Origin of the sequence: Dactylosporangium sp. CA-052675 (assembly GCF_050947935.1) — a bacterium.
In the GTDB taxonomy this organism is placed as follows: Bacteria; Actinomycetota; Actinomycetes; order Mycobacteriales; family Micromonosporaceae; genus Dactylosporangium.
This window is the reverse complement of the sequence record NZ_CP192010.1, coordinates 146,355-165,611: the sequence shown is the minus strand read 5'-3', so window position 1 is coordinate 165,611 and position 19,257 is coordinate 146,355. Positions and strand designations below refer to the sequence as shown.

Here is a 19,257-nt window from a genome sequence, read left to right as displayed (position 1 = left end):
TCCTGCGGTTGTGCGGCAACGCACCCGCCGGCGGCCGGGACCGGTGAGGACCGCGGTCGTGGTGTGCGGGATGCTCTGCGCCCTGATCGCGCGCCCGGCCTACGCCGACCCCGGAAGCGACATTCCGGACACCGGCTCGCGGCCGGTCGCCTCCGGCGAGCTCCTCCTGCCGGGCGCCACCGGCACGGCGACCCTGCCGCCGGCCACGACGACGACCCAGCGCGGGCCCAAGGCCGCCGAGCTCGCCCAGCTCGAGCTGACCGTCGCCCAGCTCGGGGAGAAACGCAACCGGGCCTCGACCGACCTCGACACCGCGCGCAACACCCTGGCCGACGCCCAGGTCAAGCTCACCGAGGCGGGCAAGCGCGTCGAGGAGCAGCGGCAGCGGGCCGACGACGCCGCGGCCGAGGCGTACAAGCGCGCCCAGCAGCTCGGACCGCTGAACGGCTACGCCAACGACCTGCACCAGTTCGGGCTGATGGCGCCCGGGCTCGGCGGTCAGCCGGGCGGCGAGGGGGCGGCCCGCGACCTGCTGCGCGCCCAGGAGGCCGAGTCGGCCGCGCGCCAGGAGGTCCAGGCGGCGCAGGACGCGATGCAAGCCGCGCAGGGCATTTACACGCCGATCGACACCGAGTTCCAGGCCAAGAACACCGAATACGTCAACCTGCGCGCCCAGAACGACCAGCTCGCGCTCCAGCTCGAGGCCGAGCAGGACGCCGCCGAGCAGGCGCTGAGCCCCAACCTGGCCGACAACCCGAACATCGACGGGATGGTGGCCAACCCGAAGGCCGTCCAGGCGCTGAACTACGCGCTGAGCAAGGTCAACATCGCCTGGTACGTCTGGGGCGACGAGGGCCCCGACACGTTCGACTGCTCCGGCCTCGCCTACTGGGCCTACGGCAAGGTCGGCGTCCGCGTCCCGCGCGTCGCCGCCGACATGTACCACGGCACCCACGCCATCCAGGTGACCAAGAACAGCCTCGGCGACCAGCTGCTCCCCGGCGACCTCGTGTACTTCGCCACGGACAAGAGCGACTGGCGCTCGATCTACCACATGGGCATCTACATCGGCGGCGGCAAGATGGTCAACGCCCCGACGAGCGGCCAGAAGGTCAAGATCGCCGAGGTGCGCTGGTCGAAGCTGTACGGCGCGACGCGGATCTTCGACGCGGTGCCCGGCCCCGGCGCGAACCCGACGACCTCCGCACCGCCGACCAACGGTGGCGGCGGGACGAACCCGTCGAACTCCGCCTCGCCGTCGCCGTCCAACTCGGCCTCGCCGTCGCCGACGCAGAGCACCTCGCCCTCGCCGTCGACCCAGCCGCCCTCGTCGTCCCCGCCGTCGCCGACCGCGAAGCCGTCCGAGACCCCCTCCGAGACTCCGTCGGTGATCGAGTCGGCTCCGCCGAAGGTGCCGACCAAGCCCTCCACGGAGGCGGCGGCGTCCTCGCAGCCGGCCACGGCCCAGTCCTCGGCGGCCGGAGCGAGCACGGCGGCCAAGACGTCGGCGAGCGCATCGGGAAGCTGACCCCTTCGCGGGGGATGCGACACCGAGCCCTCGCCGAGGGTTGTGATCCAAAACCCGACGGACTCCGATCCAGCGCTGCGTGACTCGATGTGGCACCGTGGACCCGTTGACTGACGGACGGGGAGCCCGTCGGGCACGTAATGATGCCCGTCTCATGGAGGCAGCGATGGACGATCGGGAGACGCGGGACGGTACACGCGGCGAGGCGGCTCGCAGCGGCCCGCCCCCGGGCGACGGCGCCGACCTGCCGCCGTTGCCGCCCCCGCCCCCTGTGGGCGCGGAGCTGCCGCCGGAGCCCTCGGACGAGCAACTGCCCGACCAGGCGTACGAGCCGCCGCCGACCCCGGTGGACGGCGCGCTCTGGCCCGGGGCGAACCCGTTCGAGTCGGCGGGTGGCCAGGAGGAGGACGACCCGGAGCTGGCCGCGATGATGGCCGCCTTCGGCGACAGCTCGGACGCGGCGCCGGCTGCCCCGTCCTCCGCTGCCCCGTCCTCTGCTGATCCGGCCTCGACCCCGGCGGCCCCTTCGTCCGCACCTGAGCCGGCCCCGTCCCCGTGGGATCCTTTCGCGCCGTCGTCGTCCGCGCCCCCCGCGGCGCCGACGTCCCCGGGGTCCTCGTGGGATCCGTTCGCCCCACCGGCTGCGGCGCCCTTCTCGGTGCCCACGTCGGAGCCTTTCGCGGGTGTGGAGCAGGGAGCCCACGCCGCCGAGCCGAGCTCGGCGCCGCCGGCCTACTCTCCTGACTCGGCGCCTCCGGCCTACTCTCCCAGCTCGGCTCCGCCGGCCTACTCTCCTGGCTCGACGCCTTCCGCCTACCAGCCTGGCGGCTACGAGCCGGAGGCCTACGCGCCCCGCTCCTCGTCCCCCGTCCCCGAGCCTGAGTCCTCGGCCGCGGTCGACGAGTCCCCGGCGTTCCAGCTGCCGAACCTGGACCCGTCTCCTGGCGTGTACGGGCCGCCCCCGACCGACCCGACGCCTCCGCCTCCGTCGGCCCCGGAGCCCCGGGCCGCGGACGAGCCCTCGGACGGCCTGGCTCCCCCGTTCGCCCCGACCCCGCTGGAGGGCTTTGCTCCGGCGGCCGAGGAGCCGGACTCATCGGACATTTCGGGCTCGTCGACCCCGCTGACCCCGGTGGTGGGCCGCGCCACAGTGGCGGGCATCACGTCGCCGAACACCGATTACGAGGAGGTACGACACGAGGCCGGCATGTACCGCGCCAACGTCTACTCCTCCGACCCCGAGCCGTCGTCCCCCGGCCGTCCCGCCGATTCGGACTCGTCGTCGTCCTACGAGCCTCCGGCCTCTTCTCCCGCTTCTTCTGCTTCTCCGGTTTCTTCTGCTTCGCCGGCTGAGTCGGACGCCCCGTCGTCCTATGAGCCACCGGCCTTCTCCTCTTCGGAGCCGCCGCCCTACCAGCCTCTCGGCGCCACCTCGGCCGAGCCGGACGCCTCGCTGTCCGCGTCCTCCTCCTCGCCGTCCGCGTCCTCCTCCTCGCCGTCCGCGCCCGCTGAGGAGGAGCAGCCGCCGCTGCCGAGCCGCTCGCGCGCCCCTCGCCCCGCGATGGAGTCGTCGTGGGACGCGTTCGCCCGCCCGTGGAAGGCCCCCGAGCAGCCGGCCGCCGAGGCCGAGCCCCCGGCCTACAACCAGCCGTCCGACCCGGCCCCGGCATACGGCGCCTCGAACGAGCCCGCACCGGCATACGGCGCGTCGAACGACCCGGCCCCGTCGTACAGTCCGCTGGGCGAGTCGGCACCGTCTTCCGCACCTCCCGCGTACGAGCCCGCACCCGCCTACGGTCAGGCCGACGAGCCCGCGCCGTCGTACGGCCCGCCGGGTGAGCCGGCCCCGTCCTACTCGCCGGCCGGCGAGCCCGCCCCCGCGTTCGGGCAGGCGAGCGAGCCGGCGCCGGTGGTCCACCCGTTCGCGATCCAGCGCTCGCAGGTCCCCGTGGCCGACGCGCCGAGCGACGGCCCCTCCAGCGTCGGTTCGCCGTTCGCCGGAGCTGGTGCCGGAGCTGGGGCCGGGGTCGGAGCTGGGGCCGGGGCCGCTGTCGCCGGGGTCGGAGCCGGTGCCGCGGGCGCCGGGGCTGCTGTCGCGGCCGCGCGGGCCAGCGCTTCGGTGCCGGGCCTGCACACGGTCAGCGCCGAGGAGGCGGCCCAGGCGGCACGGGGGTCGATTCCCACCGTGTACCGCGGCGGCGGCGCCCTCACCACCGACCAGTCCGCCGCGAGCGACTCGCCGTCCGAGGACGAGCCAGCCGAGCCGATCCCCGGCCCGGCGCCCTCGCCCTTCCCGAGCCCGGAGCCGGCCCCGCAGCCCGAGCCCTCGCCGTTCCCGCCGGCGCCGGCTCCCGAGCCGATCCCGCACCCGTACCCACCCGCGCCCGAGCCGGAGCCTATCCCCCAGCCGGAGCCGACACCGCAGCCCGGCCCGACGCCGGGGCCGTTCCCGGAGCCCCAGCCGCGCCCGCCGTTTCCCGGCCCGTCGCCGTTCCAGCCCGGCCCGTTCCAGGCCCCGGACGCACCCGACGCCCCGGCGTTCAACCCGCCCCCGATCCCGGGCACGCCCGACGCCCCGGCGTACAACCCGCCCCCGATCCCGGGCACCCCGGACGCACCGGCCTACAACCCACCGCCGATCCCAGGCACCCCGGACGCACCGGCCTACAACCCGCCGCCGATCCCGGGCTCCCCGGCGTACAACCCGGCGGGCTTCCCGCCCCCGATCCCCGGCACGCCCGAGCCGCCGGCCTACAACCCGCCGCCCATCCCGACCGCGCCCGAAGCTCCGGCCCCGGCGTACAACCCGCCGCCGATCCCGGGCACTCCGGCGTACAACCCGGCGGGCTTCCCGCCCCCGATCCCGGGCCCGCCCGAGCCGCCGGCCTACAACCCGGCCGGATTCCCGCCGCCGATCCCGAGCACGCCGAGCTACCCGGGTGCGCCCGGCATGTCGACGCCGCCCGAGCCGCCCGGCCCGCCGAGCTTCAGCCCGCCGCCGATCCCGGATGCCCCGTCGTACGGAGTCCCCGACTCCCAGCCCGCCCCGTCGTTCGGCGGAGCGAGCGCGCCGTCGTCCGGAGCACCGTCGTACGGCGTCCCCGACTCCCAGCCGGCCCCGTCGTTCGGCGGAGCGAGCGCGCCGTCGTCCGGAGCACCGTCGTACGGCGTCCCCGACTCCCAGCCGGCCCCGTCGTTCGGCGGAGCGAGCGCGCCGTCGTCCGGAGCGCCCTCCTACGGCGTCCCGGACTCCCAGCCCGGCCCGTCCTTCGGCGGGGCCGGCGCGCCCTCATCCGGAGCCCCGTCCTACGCGGTGCCGGACTCGCAGCCGGCCTCGTCGTTCGGGCCCGGCGGAGGATCGGCGTACGGGCTGCCCGACAACAACCCGGCCCCGCCCTTCGGCGGCGACCGCACCCCGCCGCCGGTCTCCAGCTCCCCGTTCCTCGTGGCCGAGGAGCCGCCGCCGCTGCCGGACAACGAGGGCGCGGACCCGAGCGGCGACGCCCGGCCCGAAGAAGGCAAGCAGGGCGGCGGCCAACCCGCGTACTCGATGCCCTCCGCGGAGCACCCGTGGGGCCACAACGGCGACGCGTCCGCGGAGCAGGAGCAGCCGCCGCCGGTGCAGCCGGGGTGGAACCGCCCCGGGTACGTCGCGCCGCTCCCCGGCCAGCAGAGCTGGGGCCCGCCGCCCGCCCAGCCCCCGCACGGCAACGCACAGCCGGCCTGGCAGGGTCATCCGCAGCCCCAGCCGGGTCAGCCCCAGCCGGGTCAGCCGGGCTGGCAGCCGCCGCAGCACCCGCCCCAGCAGCAGGGCTGGAACCCGCCCGGCCAGCAGCCGCCCGTCCAGGGCTGGCAGCCCCCGCCCGGGCAGCCCGGCCAGCCCCAGCCCGGCCAGCCTCAGCCCGGCCAGCCCCAGCCCGGGCAGCCTCAGCCGGGGTGGCAGGGCCAGCAGCCCCAGCCGGGCCAGCCGGGCTGGCGTCCACCGCAGCCCCAGCAGCCGGGCTGGCAGCAACCGGGCTGGAACGCGCCGCAGTCGGCGCCGCCCGCGCAGCAGCCGGGCTGGAACGCGCCCCAGTCGGCACCCCCGGCCCAGCAGCCGGGCTGGAACGCACCCCAGTCGGCGCCGCCGGCCCAGCCGGGCTGGAACCAGCCGCAGAGCGCACCCCCGGCCCAGCAGCACGGCTGGAACCCGCCCCATTCGGCCCCGCCGGCGCCGCAGGGCTGGAACCAGCCGCAGAGCGCACCCCCGGCCCAGCAGGGCTGGCACCCGCAGCAGCCGCCCCAGTACGGACAGCAGCCCCCGCAGTACGGGCAGCCACCGGCGTACGGGCAGCCACCGGCACCGCCCCAGCACGGTCAACCCCAGCACGGGCAACCCCAGTACGGACAACCGCAGTACGGCCAGCAGCAGCCGGGTTGGAACCCGCCCGGCCAGCCGCCCGCCTGGGCACCACCGCCGGTGCCGGGCGCGCCGGGAACGGAGAGCGACGAACATGAGGTACAGCAGCAGAACTGGCCCGGTGCCGGGGGCTATCCGCCGCCGGCCAACCGCGCGCCCGGCAGCGTCTACCCGTCCAGCGGCGCGCCTTCGCAGCACGGTCCGGAGCACGGCCAGCCCCCGGCCATCCCTCCGCCCGACAAGGAGGGCGAATTAGCCGAGGATGAGGCGGAGTCCGAACGGGACGAGGCCGAAGTCGCGGAACCGGCCCCAGCGGCCGACAGCTACGGGAAGTGGGCCCGCAACGAGCGGGCCTCCGCCGGCACGGTTTACGGCGGGAAGGGCGGCGCATCGCCGACGCCCCTCCCCGCCGTCGACGGCGGGGGCAGCTTGTTCGAGAACACCGGGTCACTCACCGGGCACATCCTGAGTCAGGGCACCGTGGAGTCGGACGACGACGAGGAGCCCAGCAAGTCCGGCGATCGCCGGGTGTGGATCATCATCGGAGCGTTGGTGGTCGTACTCCTGGTGGGCGGCTACTTCGCCGTCACGCTCGCCCACAACCTCATCGACGGCGTGAGCTCGCCCAAGTGAGGCGCGACACGGCGGCTGGGACCCTTCGGGGGAGATCGGATACTCTTAACCGTTCTCCAATCGGAAGGTCCCAGCTCCTTGCTGCTCGCTGACCCCAGCTCGTATCCCTCCCTCTTCGAATCGACCACCGAGCAAGAGCCGGCCACCGGGCCCGGGTTCGCGAGCCTCGGACTGCCGCACAAGCTGGTGCGGGCGCTGGCCAAAGAGGGCATCACCGAACCGTTTCCGATCCAGTCGGCGACCGTCCCCGACGTGCTCGCCGGCCGCGACGTGCTCGGCCGCGGCCGCACCGGCTCGGGCAAGACGCTCGCGTTCGGCCTGCCGCTGCTCGCCCGGCTCGCCGCCTCCGGCCGCTCCCGGCCGCACGCGCCCAAGGCCCTCGTCCTGGTGCCGACCCGCGAACTCGCGATGCAGGTCAACGACGCGCTGACCCCGCTGGCCAAGGTGCTCGGCCTGTTCTGCAAGACCGCCGTGGGCGGGGTGCCGTACGACCGGCAGATCTGGTCCTTGGAACGCGGCGTCGATGTGCTGGTGGCGACGCCGGGCCGGCTCGGGGACCTCATCAAGCGGGGCGCCTGCCGCCTGGACGCGGTCGAGATCACCGTGCTCGACGAGGCCGACCAGATGGCCGACATGGGCTTCCTGCCCGAGGTCACCGAGATCCTCGGCCAGACGCCGGCGAGCGGGCAGCGGCTGCTGTTCTCCGCGACGCTGGACAAGGACGTCGACGCGCTGGTGGCGAAGTTCCTGATCGACCCGGTGACGCACTCGATCGAGCCGCCGGTGGCCTCCGTGGGGTCGATGGATCACCACGTGCTGCTGGTACCGCCGCACGACAAGGTGGCCATCGCCGCCTCCATCGCCGCTCGCAAGGGTCGCACGATCCTGTTCGTGAAGACCCAGCTGGCCGTGGACGAGTTGGTGGAGCAGTTCGCGCGGGTCGGCGTGCGGGCCGGGGCGCTGCACGGCGGCAAGACGCAGCGGGTGCGCACCCGCACGCTGGCCGAGTTCCGCGAGGGCACGGTCGACGTGCTGGTCGCGACCGATGTGGCGGCGCGCGGGATTCACATCGACGATGTCTCTCTGGTCGTACACGTGGATCTCCCGCGGGACCAGAAGGACTATCTGCACCGGGCGGGCCGCACGGCTCGGGCCGGGGCCGCGGGCACGGTCGTCTCGCTGGTGCTGCCGCGGCAGCGACGGCGGGCGGCGGCACTGCTGGCCAAGGCCGGCGTCACCCCCAACGAGCTGCGCGTCCGCGCGGGCGACCCGGCGCTGGCCGAGGTCACCGGCGCGCGTCAGCCGAGCGGGGTGCCGGTGCGTTTCACCCCGAAGGCTCCCACGAACGCGCCCGGCCGCCGGTTCACGAACGACCGGCGCCCGCCCCGCAATCGATAACCCTCGGTAGCGAGGCCCACACGAACGCTCGCGGTCGAGTACGGTCCGGGGATGACCGTGCTACCGCGGGCGTTCGCCTGGCAGCGGACCGACACCGTCGGCGGAGAGTTCGTCACCCTGGACGACAGGCGGGGCCTGCACGCCAAGGGGGTCGCGTTCGCGGCGGACAACGCGCTGTACACCTGCCGCTATGACCTGCACACCGACGAGTCGTGGGCGAGCACCCGGCTGGAGGTCGCCGTCGAGGGCGCCGGCTGGCTGCGGACCCTGCGCATGGAGCGGGCCGCCGGGCGCTGGCGGGTCACCACCAGCGAGCAGGGCAACCTCGAGCGGGTCCTGCCGACCGCGCCGATGTCGGGCATCGAGGAGCCGGACCGGCTGCACGCGGTGCTCGACGTGGACCTGCACAACTCGCCGCTGACCAGCACGCTGCCGATTCGGCGCCTGGGGCTGCACCGCGCCGAGCCCGGCACCAAGGTCGACATCGAGGCGGCGTGGGTCCTGCTGCCGAGCCTGGCCGTCCTGCCCTATGCGCAGAGTTACGAGGTCATTGCGAAGAGCCGGATACGGTACCGCTCTGAGAACTTCGTCGCCGACCTCGACCTCACCGCGGATGGTTACGTCGCCGAATATTCGGGCCTGGCGACGCTGGCATGAACGGTTCAGCCGGCCGGCCGGATCCGCCCCTCCCATTTCGTGGAAAGCGCGACGGTGGTGCGCGTCCGGGCCACGCCCTTGACGCGGTTCAAGTCCACGATGAGCCGTTCGAGATCACCTATCGTTTTCACCCGCGCCTTGCACAGAAACGATTCCTCGCCGGCCATGAAGTAGCACGACTCGATCTCCTCGCGTTCGCGCAGGGCATCGAGAACGGCGTCGGTGTCACCGCTGCTGTCCTGCACGATTCCGATCACGGCGGTCAGCGGCAGGCCCAGCGTCTCGGGCTCGACCTCGGCCCGGTAGCCGCGGATGACGCCGGAGGACTCGAGCTTGCCGACGCGTTCGTGCACGGCCGGGGCGGAGAGGCCGACCTTCCGGGCGAGCTCGGCATATGGAAGCCGGGCGTTGTCCCGCAGGAGGTCGATGAGTTGTCGGTCGATCGCATCCATCGCGACAAGCCTAACGGTCCGGCTTTTAACACAGCTAAATACCCAGAAGTGCGTTTTCCTCGTTTCCCGGACACGGCACGTGAGCGGTGCTGTAATGGGCGTACATCCCAGGATGACTCGCGCTTTCAGACTCGCAGCATGGGGGTGCGCGAGCCCGGCGAGCCACCCAGGGTAAAGGAGGGGCCGTGGAGACGGGAGATCGTCTGCTGACGCCCGGTGAGGTCGCTGCCTTGTTTCGCGTCGATCCGAAGACGGTGACACGTTGGGCCGCGGCCGGCCGGATCAGCAGCATCCGAACCCCGGGTGGACACCGGCGGTTCCGGGAATCCGAGGTGAGGGCGTTGCTCGAAGGGGATGACGCTCTTGATGACACCTCTAACGGGAATGGCCGAGCTCACCCGACCAACGAGTGAACAGGCTGTGCGATACGGCGACGGCGTCGAGAACTTTGCCGGCGACGAAATCGACCAGCTGAGCGGCCGTGGCCGCGGCACCGGCGGCGTAGAAGCCGGGGCTCGCGGGCAGGATCACCGCACCCGCGTCGTGTAAGGCGATGAGGTGCTCCAGGTGACTGCGTGTCACCGGGGTCTCTCGTGGCACGACCACGACCGGGCGGCGTTCCTTGAGGTTCACCTCGGCGGCGCGCTGAAGGAGGTCCTTGGACAGTCCGATGGCGATGCCGGCACACGCTGCCGTGCTCGCCGGCACCACCAGCATGCCCTTGACCGGGTATGAACCGCTGCTCGGCCCGGCCGCCAGGTCACCGGCCGGCCAGTAGGCGACGTCGGCGCTGCCGAGCGACCGGCCGAGCCAGGCGGCGAGATCGTCCTTCCAGTGCGCGTCGCGGAAGGACACTCGGGTCTCGTCGAGGATCGTGAGCCGTGCCGCACGGGAGACGACGAGGTCGACGGCCTCGCCGGCGTCGAACAACGCCCGGAGCACGGCCGCCGCATACGGTGTGCCGGACGCCCCGGACACCCCGACGACCCACGGCCTGCGCTGATACACGCGACAACTCTGCCACGACGGCCGCGGAAGGCCGGGCAGGGAGGGGCGCCGACGAAAATGTCGTACCCGGTTGCGAGGATGCAGGCATGGCTCGCGGATTTCCCTATGCAGACCTCAACGAGTTTTTGGCCGCCCTGCAGAAGGCGGGAGAGCTGCATCGGGTCGCGGTGCCGGTCGACCCGCACCTGGAGATCAGCGAGATCGTCACCCGCACCGTGCGGGCCGGCGGTCCCGCCCTGCTCTTCGACAAGCCGACCCGCGGCGACATGCCGGTGGCGATCAACCTGTTCGGCACCGAGCGGCGCACGGCGATGGCGCTCGGCGTCGAGCACCTCGACGAGGTCGGGGTGCGCATCGGCGAGCTGGTCAAGCCCGAGCTGCCGGTCGGCTGGGCGGGCATCCGCGACGGCATCGGCAAGCTCATGCAGCTCAAGTCGGTGCCGCCCAAGCACGTCAAGACCGCGCCCTGCCAGGAGGTCGTCTACAAGGACGACCAGGTCGACCTCAACCGGCTGCCCGGCCTGCAGGTGTGGCCCGACGACGGTGGGATCTACCACAACTTCGGCCTGACCCACACCCGGCACCCGGAGACCGGCAAGCGCAACCTCGGGCTCTACCGCCTCCAGCAGCACAGCCACAACACGATCGGCATGCACTGGCAGATCCACAAGGACTCCACGGCCCACCATGCGGTCGCGGAGCGGCTCGGCCGGCGGCTGCCGGTGGCGGTCGCGATCGGGGCGGACCCCGTGGTCTGCTACACCGCGAGCGCCCCGCTGCCCTCCGACATCGACGAATACCTGTTCGCGGGCTTCCTGCGCGGCGAGCGGGTCGAGATGGTCGACTGCCTCACGGTGCCGCTGCAGGTGCCGGCCAACGCCCAGATCGTGCTGGAGGGCTACCTCGAGCCCGGCGAGCGGCTGCCCGAGGGCCCGTTCGGCGACCACACCGGCTTCTACACGCCGGTCGAGGACTTTCCGGTGCTGCACGTGACGTGCATGACGACCCGGAAGCAGCCGATCTACCACTCGATCATCACGTCGAAGCCGCCGCAGGAGGACCACGGCCTGGGCAAGGCGACCGAGCGCATCTTCCTGCCGCTGCTCAAGCTGCTGATCCCGGACATCGTGGACTACGACCTGCCGGCCGCCGGGGTGTTCCACAACTGCGTGATCGTCTCCATCCGCAAGCGATACCCGAAGCACGCGCAGAAGGTGATGAGCGCCGTCTGGGGTGCCCACCTCCTGTCGCTGTCCAAGCTCATCGTGGTCGTGGACGACGACTGCGACGTGCACGACTACGCCGAGGTCGCCTTCCGCGCGTTCGGCAACGTCGACTACAAGCACGACCTGCTGCTGACCGAGGGCCCCGTCGACCACCTCGACCACGCGTCCTACCAGCAGTTCTGGGGCGGCAAGGCGGGGCTGGACGCCACGCGGAAGACGCCGGCCGAGGGCTACCATCGCGGCTGGCCGGAAGAGATGATCATGTCCCCCGATGTCGTGGCGCGGGTCGACAAGCGCTGGAGAGAGTATGGGTTCAAGTGACGATCGCTGAGGCACCCCCGAGCCGGGTCAAGGCGTTCCTGCGGCTGGTCGCGATCGAGCACTCGGTGTTCGCGCTGCCGTTCGCCTACCTGGCCGCACTGACGGTGATGACCACCACCGGCGGCGACCGGCCCCGCGTCGGCTGGCTCGACCTGCTGCTGGTCACGATCGCGATGGTCGGCGCGCGCACGTTCGCGATGGCCGCCAACCGGATCATCGACCGGCACATCGACGCGCGGAACCCGCGCACGGCCCGGCGCGAGCTCGTGACCGGTGCGGTGAGCGTGCGCACGGCGTGGACGGGCGCGATCGTCGCCATCGTCGTGTTCCTGGGGGCCGCGGCCCTGCTCAACCCGCTCTGCCTCGCCCTGGCTCCGCTGGCGGTGGTGCCGCTGATCGTCTATCCCTACGGCAAACGCTTCACCAACTGGCCCCACGCCATCCTGGGCCTCGCGCAGCTGGTCGGGCCGGTCGGCGCCTGGCTCGCGGTCACGGGCGACCTGCGCGGCTCCGGCCCGGCGTGGGTGCTCGGCGTCGCGGTCGGGCTCTGGATCGGCGGCTTCGACCTGATCTACGCGTGCCAGGACACCGAGATCGACCGGGAGATCGGCGTGCACTCGGTGCCGGCCCGCTTCGGCGTGCCCTTCGCCCTGCGGCTGTCCAGCATCGCCCACGTCGTCACGTTCGGCCTGTTCGTCTGGTTCGGCCAGCTCGTCGGCCTCGGCTGGCTGTGGTGGATCGGCCTCGCGATCACGGCCGTGGCCTTCGTCTACGAGCACGCGATCGTGCGCCCGAGCGACCTGTCCCGCGTGAACCGCGCCTTCTTCACGGCGAACGGGTTCGTGGGGATCGCCCTGTTCGTGTTCGCGCTGCTCGACCTCGTGGTCCGCGGCGGGCTACGAATCTGACGATGGGCGCCTCTACGATGCCGCAGATGGCCGACGACCCTGAGGACCGCTCAAGCACCCACGCGGCCCCCGCTCGGGCCGACGCGTCCGCTGGAGGACCCTCGTCACCTGCGGAGTCGGCACCCCCCGCACGGGCGGGGGCGTCCGCCGGAGGACGGTCGCCGGCCGCGGGTTCGGCGTCCCACGCAGGGGCTGAGGAGTCCGCTGGAGGACCGTCTTTGGCCGCGGAGTCGGCGTCCCTCGCACGGCCCCGCACCGCCCCGGACGCGGCAGGGTCGGCATCCACCGCTGAGTCGCTTGCCGCCGCGACTCCCGCGACCGCACCTCCCGCGACCGCGTCCTCCGCGGCAGTCTCGCCCGCGACCGTGCCCTCCGCCGCGGTCTCGCCCGCGACCGCGTCCCCCGCCGCTGTCCCGCCTGCGACCGCGTCCCCCGCCGCTGTCCCGCCTGCGACCGCGTCCCCCGCCGCTGTCCCGCCTGCGACCGCGTCCCCCGCCGCTGTCCCGCCTGCGACCGCGTCCCCCGCCGCTGCTTCGCCCGCGCCCTCAGCCGCTGTGGTCGAACGGCTGCCGGCAGTGCTCACCCGGGCGACGGCCGACCAGACAGCGGGGCCGAGCCGGGCTGCGGCTTCGGGGCCGAGCTGGGCCGTAGCGCCGGGGGCGAGCGGGGCGGCAATGAGCGCGGTGGCCGACGGACGCGGGTCGGTGGAAGCGGTGCCGGGCGACGAAGTGCCGACAAAGCGGACGAATCCCAACGACCCGAACGAACCGAACGAACCGGCCGAGCCCACGGGGCCGGCGAGCGGGACGGCGGCGGGCGGGGACCGGCCGTGGCGGCGGGCGTTGCTCGCCGGGTTCGGGATCTTCGCCGCGAGCAAGATCGCGCTCGCGGTCGTCACGGCGTTCGCGTGGATCGGGGAGAAGCGGCCCAACGTCACGGCGACGTACATCGCGGCGCAGTGGGCCTCGCAGTGGGACTCGAAGTGGTTCATCGACATCGCCCAGCGCGGGTACTACCCGGATCCCGACAAGGCGCCCGCCGCCTTCTTCCCGATGTACCCGATGCTCATCCGCGCGCTCACCCCGCTCTGCCTCGGCAAGCCGTGGGTGGCCGCGCTGCTCGTCGCCAACCTCGCGTCGCTCGGGGCGCTGGTGGTGCTCTACCGGCTCGCCGAACGCGAGCTCGATCGCGTCGTGGCCGGCCGCACGGTGCTCTACCTGGTGGCGTTCCCGACCGCGTTCTTCCTGACCGCGGGCTACAACGAGGGGCTGTTCATCGGGCTCATGCTCGCGTCGCTGTACTGCCTGCGCCAGCGGCACTGGTGGTGGGCCGGCGTGTTCGGCGGGCTCGCGGTGTTCACGAGGTCCGCCGGGGTGCTGTTGGCGGCGGCGTTCGTCTGGGAGTACGTCCGCGTCAATCGCTTCAAACTGCGCAGTAGCGCGCTGGCGGTGCTGCTCATCCCGGTCGGGGTGGCCGGGGTCGCGGCGTTCTCGCTCAATGCGTACGGGGAGCCGTTCGCGTTCCTGAGGGCCCAGCGCTACTGGGGACGGCACCTGGACTGGCCTTGGGCGCCGGTCTGGCGCGGGTTCCAGTCGCTGCACAGCGGGTTCGGCCTGCGCTTCGGCTTCAGTGACCTGTGGGTACACAACCTGCTGGAGCTGGCGACCGCGCTCGCGTGCATCGCGCTGCTCGTGCTGTGCTTCGTCGGGCCGTGGCGGCTGCGGCGCGACCAGTGGGTGCTGCCCCTGGTCGGCGTCGGGCTCACGCTGCTCATGATCAGCTTCCCGTCGTCGCACATGCCCTATCCGCTGTACTCGGCCTCGCGCTTCGGCCTCGAGGTCTTCCCGGCGTTCATGATCCTGGCGCGCATCGGGGCGCGGCCGTGGATCGATCGGATCGTGATCGCCCTCTTCTTCATGCTGCAGGCGATTCTGGCCGCTTACTTCGTGCGGGGCGGCTGGGTCGCGTAATCGTAGGGATGTGCGGATGCGCAGTGGTGCCTTCTCCGAGCAGCCCGCCGCCGATGAGCCGGACGGCCCCGAGCCGACGACCATGCGGTGGCGGGTCTCGCCCGGCTTCACCGCCCTCAAGTGCGCGGTCACCGTCGCGCTCGGACTCGGCGCCGCGTTCCTCGCCGACGACCGGCCGGCCCTGAGCGCGGCCATCGTCGCGGCCGTCGTCGCCGGGGCCTACGCGCTGCGCGACCTCCTCGCGCCCGTGCGCCTCGCCGCCGACCCCGACGGCGTGACGGTCGTGTCGGGCTACGCGGGCCACCGCCGCCTGGCCTGGCCCGAGATCGAGCGCGTCCGCCTCGAGTCGCGCTCCCGCGCGGGCCTGCGCAGCGAGTTCCTGGAGATCGACACGGGCGACAACCTGCACCTGCTCAGCACGTACGACCTGAACGCCCGCCCCGCCGACGTCGCCGACGCCCTGGACCGCATCCGAGCCGCCAGTGGCGCCACCGGCTGACCCGAGCCCGCCCCCGCCCGCGAATCCGGCTCCGTCGCCGGAGTCGCCGGAGTCGCTGGGCGAGCCGAGCGCGACCGAGACAGCGCCGGTGACCCCGCCTAGCGCAGCGAAGACAGCACCGACGACGACGGCAAGCGCAGCGAAGACAGCACCGACGACGACGGCAAGCGCAGCGCAGGCAGCACCGGCGACGACGACGGCAAGCGCAGCGCCAGCGGTGACGACGGTGGAAGCGAGCGCAGCGCAGGCAGCACCGGCGACGACGGCGACGGCGACGGCAGCGACGACGACCAAGCCGAGCGAAACGCCGGCGGTGACGACGGCGACCCCGGGTACATCGCCGAGTCCGAGGGCGCCCGGTCAGAGGCGGCCGGCCAACCCCGATGGCGAGGCGGACGCGGCCGGCCGGCGGGCCGGGGATCGTCCCTGGCGGCGGGCGATGCTGGTCGGCGGCGCGACCTTCGCCGCGAGCCGGGCCGGTCTCGCGGCCGTTTCCGCGTTCGCGTGGATCGGCGACCAGCAGCCGCACCGCACGCCCATCCAGGTCGCCCGGCTGTGGGCGTCGCAGTGGGACTCCAAGTGGTTCGTCGCGATCGCCGAGCACGGCTACCAGCCCACGCCCGACGCCTCGCCCGCCGCCTTCTTCCCGCTCTACCCGCTCCTCATCCGAGCCTTCACGCCGCTGTGCCTGGGCCGGGCCTGGGTCGCGGCGCTGCTCGTCGCCAACGGGGCCCTGCTGGCCGCGCTCGTCCTGCTGTACCGCCTCACAGACCTCGAACTCGGCCGAGCCGCCGCCGCCCGGGCGACCTTCTACCTCGTCGCGTTCCCGACCGGCTTCTTCCTGAGCGCCGCCTACAACGAGGGCCTGTTCCTCGCGCTCATGCTGGCGACCGTGTACTGCCTGCGCCGCCGCCTCTGGTGGTCCGCCGGCGCGCTGGGCGCCCTGGCCGCGACGACCCGCTCGGCGGGAATCCTGCTCGCGGCGGCATTCGCGTTCGAGTACCTGCGGGTGCACCGTGGCATCCCCGCCCTCCGGCACCTGGGAGCGCGCCGCGGTATTGCCGCCTTCCGCTACGTACGGGTCCGCCGGGGCATCCCCGCCCTGGCGCATCTGAGGGCACCCCGAGGCATCCGCATCCTCCGGCACCTGCGGGCACCCCGCGGCATCCGCATCCTCCGGCATCTGCGGGCGCTCCGCGGCATCCCCGCCCTCCGGCTTCTGCGGGCGCTCCGCGGCATCCCCGCCCTCGGGCATCCGCAAGTGCACCCTGGTGTCCCCGCCGCTCTCGGGCACTCGCGAGTGCACCGAGGCGTCTCGGCCTTGCCGCTCAAGGGCGCCGGAAATCTGCGCCGCTGGTCCGAATTATGCGCATTTATCGTCATCCCGTGCGGGCTCGGCGCGGTGATGTTCGTGAACCTGAAGGCGTACGGCGACCCGCTCGCGTTCTCCCACACCCAGGCCGCGCACTGGGGCCGCCATCTGACCTGGCCCTGGGTCGCGCCCGTGAACGCCGCCCGGCACGCCGGCCCCTGGTTCACGGAGATCTGGGCCCACAACGTCCTCGAGCTCGCGACGGTCGTGACCCTCGCCGTGTTGCTGATCCCCTGGCTGCGGCGAGGATGGGACCGGGCGATCTTTCCGCTGCTCGGGCTGGCGCTGGTGGTGTTCATGGTGAGCTTTCCCAGCCGGTACACGAGCGATATCCCGTATCCGCTCTACTCTGCCTCCCGCATCGGGCTGGAGGTGTTCCCCGCGTTCATGGCGCTCGGCGCGCTCGGGAGGCGCCCCTGGCTCGACCGCGCGGTGCTCGCCACGTTCCTGAGCACTCAGGGAGTGCTCGCCGCCTACTTCCTGCACTCCGGCTGGGTGGCCTGAACGACGACGGCGCGACAAAACGACGAAGCGCGTAGATGCCCCGAAACGGATAAAACCACAGAGCGGGCCACACGGCCGCCAGGGGCGCGGGCGCCAAGGAACCGCACGGGCACGAAGCGTCGCGAGCCCGGGCGCAAGGGGCCGTGCGGGCACAAAGCGCCGCAAGCCCGGGCGCAATGCCCGCGCGGAAACAAAGCGCCGCAAGCCCGGGCGCAGAGGGCGAAGCAGGCGCAGAGGGCGAAGCGGGAAACGTCAGGCGTCGTTACGAACCGCGAAGATGGCGATGTCATCACGCGGGATCTCCGGCGAAAAGCTCAGCGTCCGCGCCCGCAGCCGCGTCGCCACCACATCCGCCGGGAAGCCGGCCAGATTCGCCGCCTCCTCGCGCAGCCGGTCGACCCCGAACAGGTCGACGCCGCGCCGCCGCTCGGTCACCCCGTCGGTGAAGAAGATCAGCGTGTCGCCGGGGTCGAGCAGGACCTGGCTGCGCGGGGTGTTGATGGTGTCGAGCAGGCCCAGGGCGGTGCCGCAGGCGCCGACGAGCTCCGTGCTGCCGTCCGCGCGCAGCAGGACCGGCTGGTCGTGCCCGGCGAGGTGGAGCGTCACGTCGAGCCGGTTGTCCCCCCGGCGCAGGATCTGGGCCAGGCAGAGCGTGCAGAACCGCCCGCCGCCGCGCTCGAGGAGGGTGTCGTTCAGCCGTACGAGCACCTCGGGCAGCGGCCGCCCGTCGCGGACGAGGACGCGGGTCACGTCGCGGACCAGGCCGGTCACGGTCGCGGCCTGCACGCCCTTGCCGGAGACGTCACCGACGACGACCATCCAGCGGCGGGCGGAGAGCGACACCACGTCGTAGAAGTCGCCGCCGACGTCGACGCCCTCGCCCGTGGGCACGTACTCGGCGCCGAACTCGACCCCCTCGGCCTTCGGCAGCTGGGGCGGCAGCAGCGAGCGCTGCAGGGTCTGGGCCACGCGGCGGCGCTCGGCGTGGATGTTGGCGTTGTCGATGGCGAGCGCCGCGCGGCGGGCCACGTCCTCGACGACGGCCACCTCCTCGGCGCGCTGCCAGGTGTCGCCCTTGCCACCGACCGCCAGCGTGCCGAGGTGCTGGTTGCGGGCGATGAGCGCGACGATGTAGCCCTCCAGCGGCGCACCCAGCGGCACCACGGCGTCGGTCGCCATCGCCTCCTTGAGCTGCGGCGTGGCCTGGGCGAGGGCGTCGAGGAGGTCGGCGACCTGGGACTCGTCGGCGTGCGTGGCCGCGGCCAGGCGCAGCTCGCCCCCGGCGTCCGCGGAGTGGATGGCGCACCACTGCCCGAGCCGCGGTACCACCAGCCGCGGAATCAGCGCCAGCGTGAGCTCGACGTCGAGGGACTGGGCCAGCAGCTCGCTCGCGTCGGCGAGGAACGTCAGCCAGGTCCGGCGCTCGGCGTCGGCGCGACGCAGCCGGTGGTTCTCGACCAGCAGCGTGAGCCGGTCGGCGGCCAGGGCGATGAGCGGCCGCGCGTAGGGGCTGTTCCCGCCCCCGGCCACGAGCAGCTCGGCGCGCCACGGGCGGGCCACGCGCAACGGCACCCGGCGGACGAACCCGCGACCGGCCGCCTGGGTCTGGACCGGCGTGGTCTGGGTCGCCTGACCGCCGCCGCCGGCCGCCTGGGTCTGGATCGACGTGGCCTGGGCGGCCTGACCGCCGCCGCCGACCGGCGTGGCCTGGGCCGCCTGACTGCCGACGCCGCCGCCGAGGCGCCCGTAGGCCGTGACGGTGTGCGGCCCGTCGCCCTCGTCCACAGTGAGCGCCGCGCCCTGGGCCCCGATCGCCCGGCACAGCCGCTGCAGCAGCTCCTCGGCCAGCTCCTCGAGCGAGACGCCGGTGCCGGACCAGATCAGCGAGTCCACGGCGGAGGGCAGGTCGAACGAGGGCACGTCGAGGCGATCGGCCGGCGTGACGTCGAGGCGGAACCAGACGCCCTTGCCGCCGGTGAAGTGCACGGTGCCCCAGGCCGTGGCCATCTGCTCGACGAGGAGCAGGCCGCGCCCGCGCTCGGGCAGATCGCCGCCGGTCTGCAGAGACCTGGGCGTGACGACGCCGGGGCTGAAGTCCAGCACGGCGACGGTGAGCGAGGCGTCGCTGGCGGTGATCTCCAGGTCGACCTCGGTCCCGGCGTGCACGACGCTGTTGGTCGTGAGCTCGGTGACGAGCAGCAAAGCCTCGTCGAGCACCGGGACGAGGTCCCGTTCGTGCGCGATCGTCCGGATCGCCTCGCGGGCCAGACCGGGAGAGCTATGGTCGGCCGGGAGCCTGAGCCTCCGGACGGTCTGGGTTGTCACATCTCGCAGTCTCCACTGAACGGTGGTAACAATCCAACCTGAAGGACGACGATGGGT

13 protein-coding genes are annotated in these 19,257 nt (G+C 73.2%); 10 read left to right on the top strand and 3 right to left on the bottom strand.

Annotated elements, in window-relative coordinates; all coding sequences use genetic code 11:
• Positions 1-70: 70 nt before the first annotated feature.
• The 4 genes from ACQP1P_RS00770 (at position 71) to ACQP1P_RS00755 (ending at position 8,615) form a co-directional block, all read left to right on the top strand.
• Positions 71-1,528 (top strand): NlpC/P60 family protein, encoded by a 1,458-nt coding sequence (locus tag ACQP1P_RS00770; RefSeq protein ID WP_433082121.1) that lies wholly within the window; start codon positions 71-73, stop codon positions 1,526-1,528.
• Between the two features lie 166 nt (positions 1,529-1,694).
• Complete coding sequence (locus ACQP1P_RS00765; protein ID WP_433082119.1) at positions 1,695-6,560, top strand: hypothetical protein; 4,866 nt, start codon at positions 1,695-1,697, stop codon at positions 6,558-6,560.
• A 171-nt stretch (positions 6,561-6,731) separates the two neighbouring features.
• On the top strand, positions 6,732-7,958 hold the full coding sequence (locus ACQP1P_RS00760; RefSeq protein ID WP_433089747.1) for a DEAD/DEAH box helicase: 1,227 nt from the start codon (positions 6,732-6,734) through the stop codon (positions 7,956-7,958).
• 51 nt (positions 7,959-8,009) lie between these two features.
• Positions 8,010-8,615: a putative glycolipid-binding domain-containing protein gene (locus tag ACQP1P_RS00755; RefSeq protein WP_433082117.1), complete on the top strand. Its 606-nt coding sequence runs from the start codon at positions 8,010-8,012 to the stop codon at positions 8,613-8,615.
• A gap of 5 nt (positions 8,616-8,620) precedes the next feature.
• Here the strand turns inward: ACQP1P_RS00755 and ACQP1P_RS00750 are convergent, their stop codons facing one another.
• Positions 8,621-9,067, bottom strand: a complete 447-nt coding sequence (locus tag ACQP1P_RS00750) for an Lrp/AsnC family transcriptional regulator (RefSeq protein WP_433082115.1) — start codon at positions 9,065-9,067, stop codon at positions 8,621-8,623.
• Between the two features lie 185 nt (positions 9,068-9,252).
• On the opposite strand from ACQP1P_RS00750, the gene ACQP1P_RS00745 reads away from it, so the two are divergent.
• A complete protein-coding gene (locus ACQP1P_RS00745; protein ID WP_350610253.1) occupies positions 9,253-9,480 on the top strand; it encodes a BldC family transcriptional regulator in 228 nt (75 codons plus the stop codon).
• Here the strand turns inward: ACQP1P_RS00745 and ACQP1P_RS00740 are convergent.
• Complete coding sequence (locus ACQP1P_RS00740; RefSeq protein WP_433082113.1) at positions 9,443-10,075, bottom strand: UbiX family flavin prenyltransferase; 633 nt, start codon at positions 10,073-10,075, stop codon at positions 9,443-9,445. The two genes, ACQP1P_RS00745 and ACQP1P_RS00740, sit on opposite strands and share 38 nt — an antisense overlap.
• Positions 10,076-10,161: 86 nt before the next feature.
• On the opposite strand from ACQP1P_RS00740, the gene ACQP1P_RS00735 reads away from it, so the two are divergent.
• From ACQP1P_RS00735 to ACQP1P_RS00715, 5 genes are all read left to right on the top strand, one after another.
• Positions 10,162-11,622 (top strand): menaquinone biosynthesis decarboxylase, encoded by a 1,461-nt coding sequence (locus tag ACQP1P_RS00735; protein ID WP_433082111.1) that lies wholly within the window; start codon positions 10,162-10,164, stop codon positions 11,620-11,622.
• A complete protein-coding gene (mqnP, locus tag ACQP1P_RS00730) occupies positions 11,619-12,530 on the top strand; it encodes a menaquinone biosynthesis prenyltransferase MqnP (RefSeq protein WP_433082109.1) in 912 nt (303 codons plus the stop codon). Before ACQP1P_RS00735 ends, mqnP begins: the two co-directional genes overlap by 4 nt.
• A gap of 713 nt (positions 12,531-13,243) precedes the next feature.
• A complete protein-coding gene (locus ACQP1P_RS00725) occupies positions 13,244-14,500 on the top strand; it encodes a glycosyltransferase 87 family protein (protein ID WP_433082107.1) in 1,257 nt (418 codons plus the stop codon).
• Between the two features lie 16 nt (positions 14,501-14,516).
• Positions 14,517-14,999 carry a PH domain-containing protein gene (locus ACQP1P_RS00720; protein ID WP_433082105.1) on the top strand — a complete coding sequence of 161 codons (483 nt, stop codon included), beginning with the start codon at positions 14,517-14,519 and terminating at the stop codon, positions 14,997-14,999.
• Positions 15,000-15,216: 217 nt separating this feature from the next.
• On the top strand, positions 15,217-16,875 hold the full coding sequence (locus ACQP1P_RS00715; protein WP_433082103.1) for a mannosyltransferase family protein: 1,659 nt from the start codon (positions 15,217-15,219) through the stop codon (positions 16,873-16,875).
• A gap of 252 nt (positions 16,876-17,127) precedes the next feature.
• Here the strand turns inward: ACQP1P_RS00715 and ACQP1P_RS00710 are convergent, their stop codons facing one another.
• Complete coding sequence (locus ACQP1P_RS00710; RefSeq protein WP_433082101.1) at positions 17,128-19,200, bottom strand: SpoIIE family protein phosphatase; 2,073 nt, start codon at positions 19,198-19,200, stop codon at positions 17,128-17,130.
• Positions 19,201-19,257 lie beyond the last annotated feature (57 nt).

Excerpts from the sequence above, each read along its gene's own strand:
- ACQP1P_RS00770 (WP_433082121.1), top strand. The coding sequence starts at position 71 with ATGCTCTGCGCCCTGATCGCGCGCCCGGCCTACGCCGACCCCGGAAGC.
- ACQP1P_RS00765 (WP_433082119.1), top strand. The coding sequence starts at position 1,695 with ATGGACGATCGGGAGACGCGGGACGGTACACGCGGCGAGGCGGCTCGC.
- ACQP1P_RS00755 (WP_433082117.1), top strand. The coding sequence starts at position 8,010 with ATGACCGTGCTACCGCGGGCGTTCGCCTGGCAGCGGACCGACACCGTC.
- ACQP1P_RS00750 (WP_433082115.1), bottom strand. The coding sequence starts at position 9,067 with ATGGATGCGATCGACCGACAACTCATCGACCTCCTGCGGGACAACGCC.
- ACQP1P_RS00735 (WP_433082111.1), top strand. The coding sequence starts at position 10,162 with ATGGCTCGCGGATTTCCCTATGCAGACCTCAACGAGTTTTTGGCCGCC.
- ACQP1P_RS00720 (WP_433082105.1), top strand. The coding sequence starts at position 14,517 with ATGCGCAGTGGTGCCTTCTCCGAGCAGCCCGCCGCCGATGAGCCGGAC.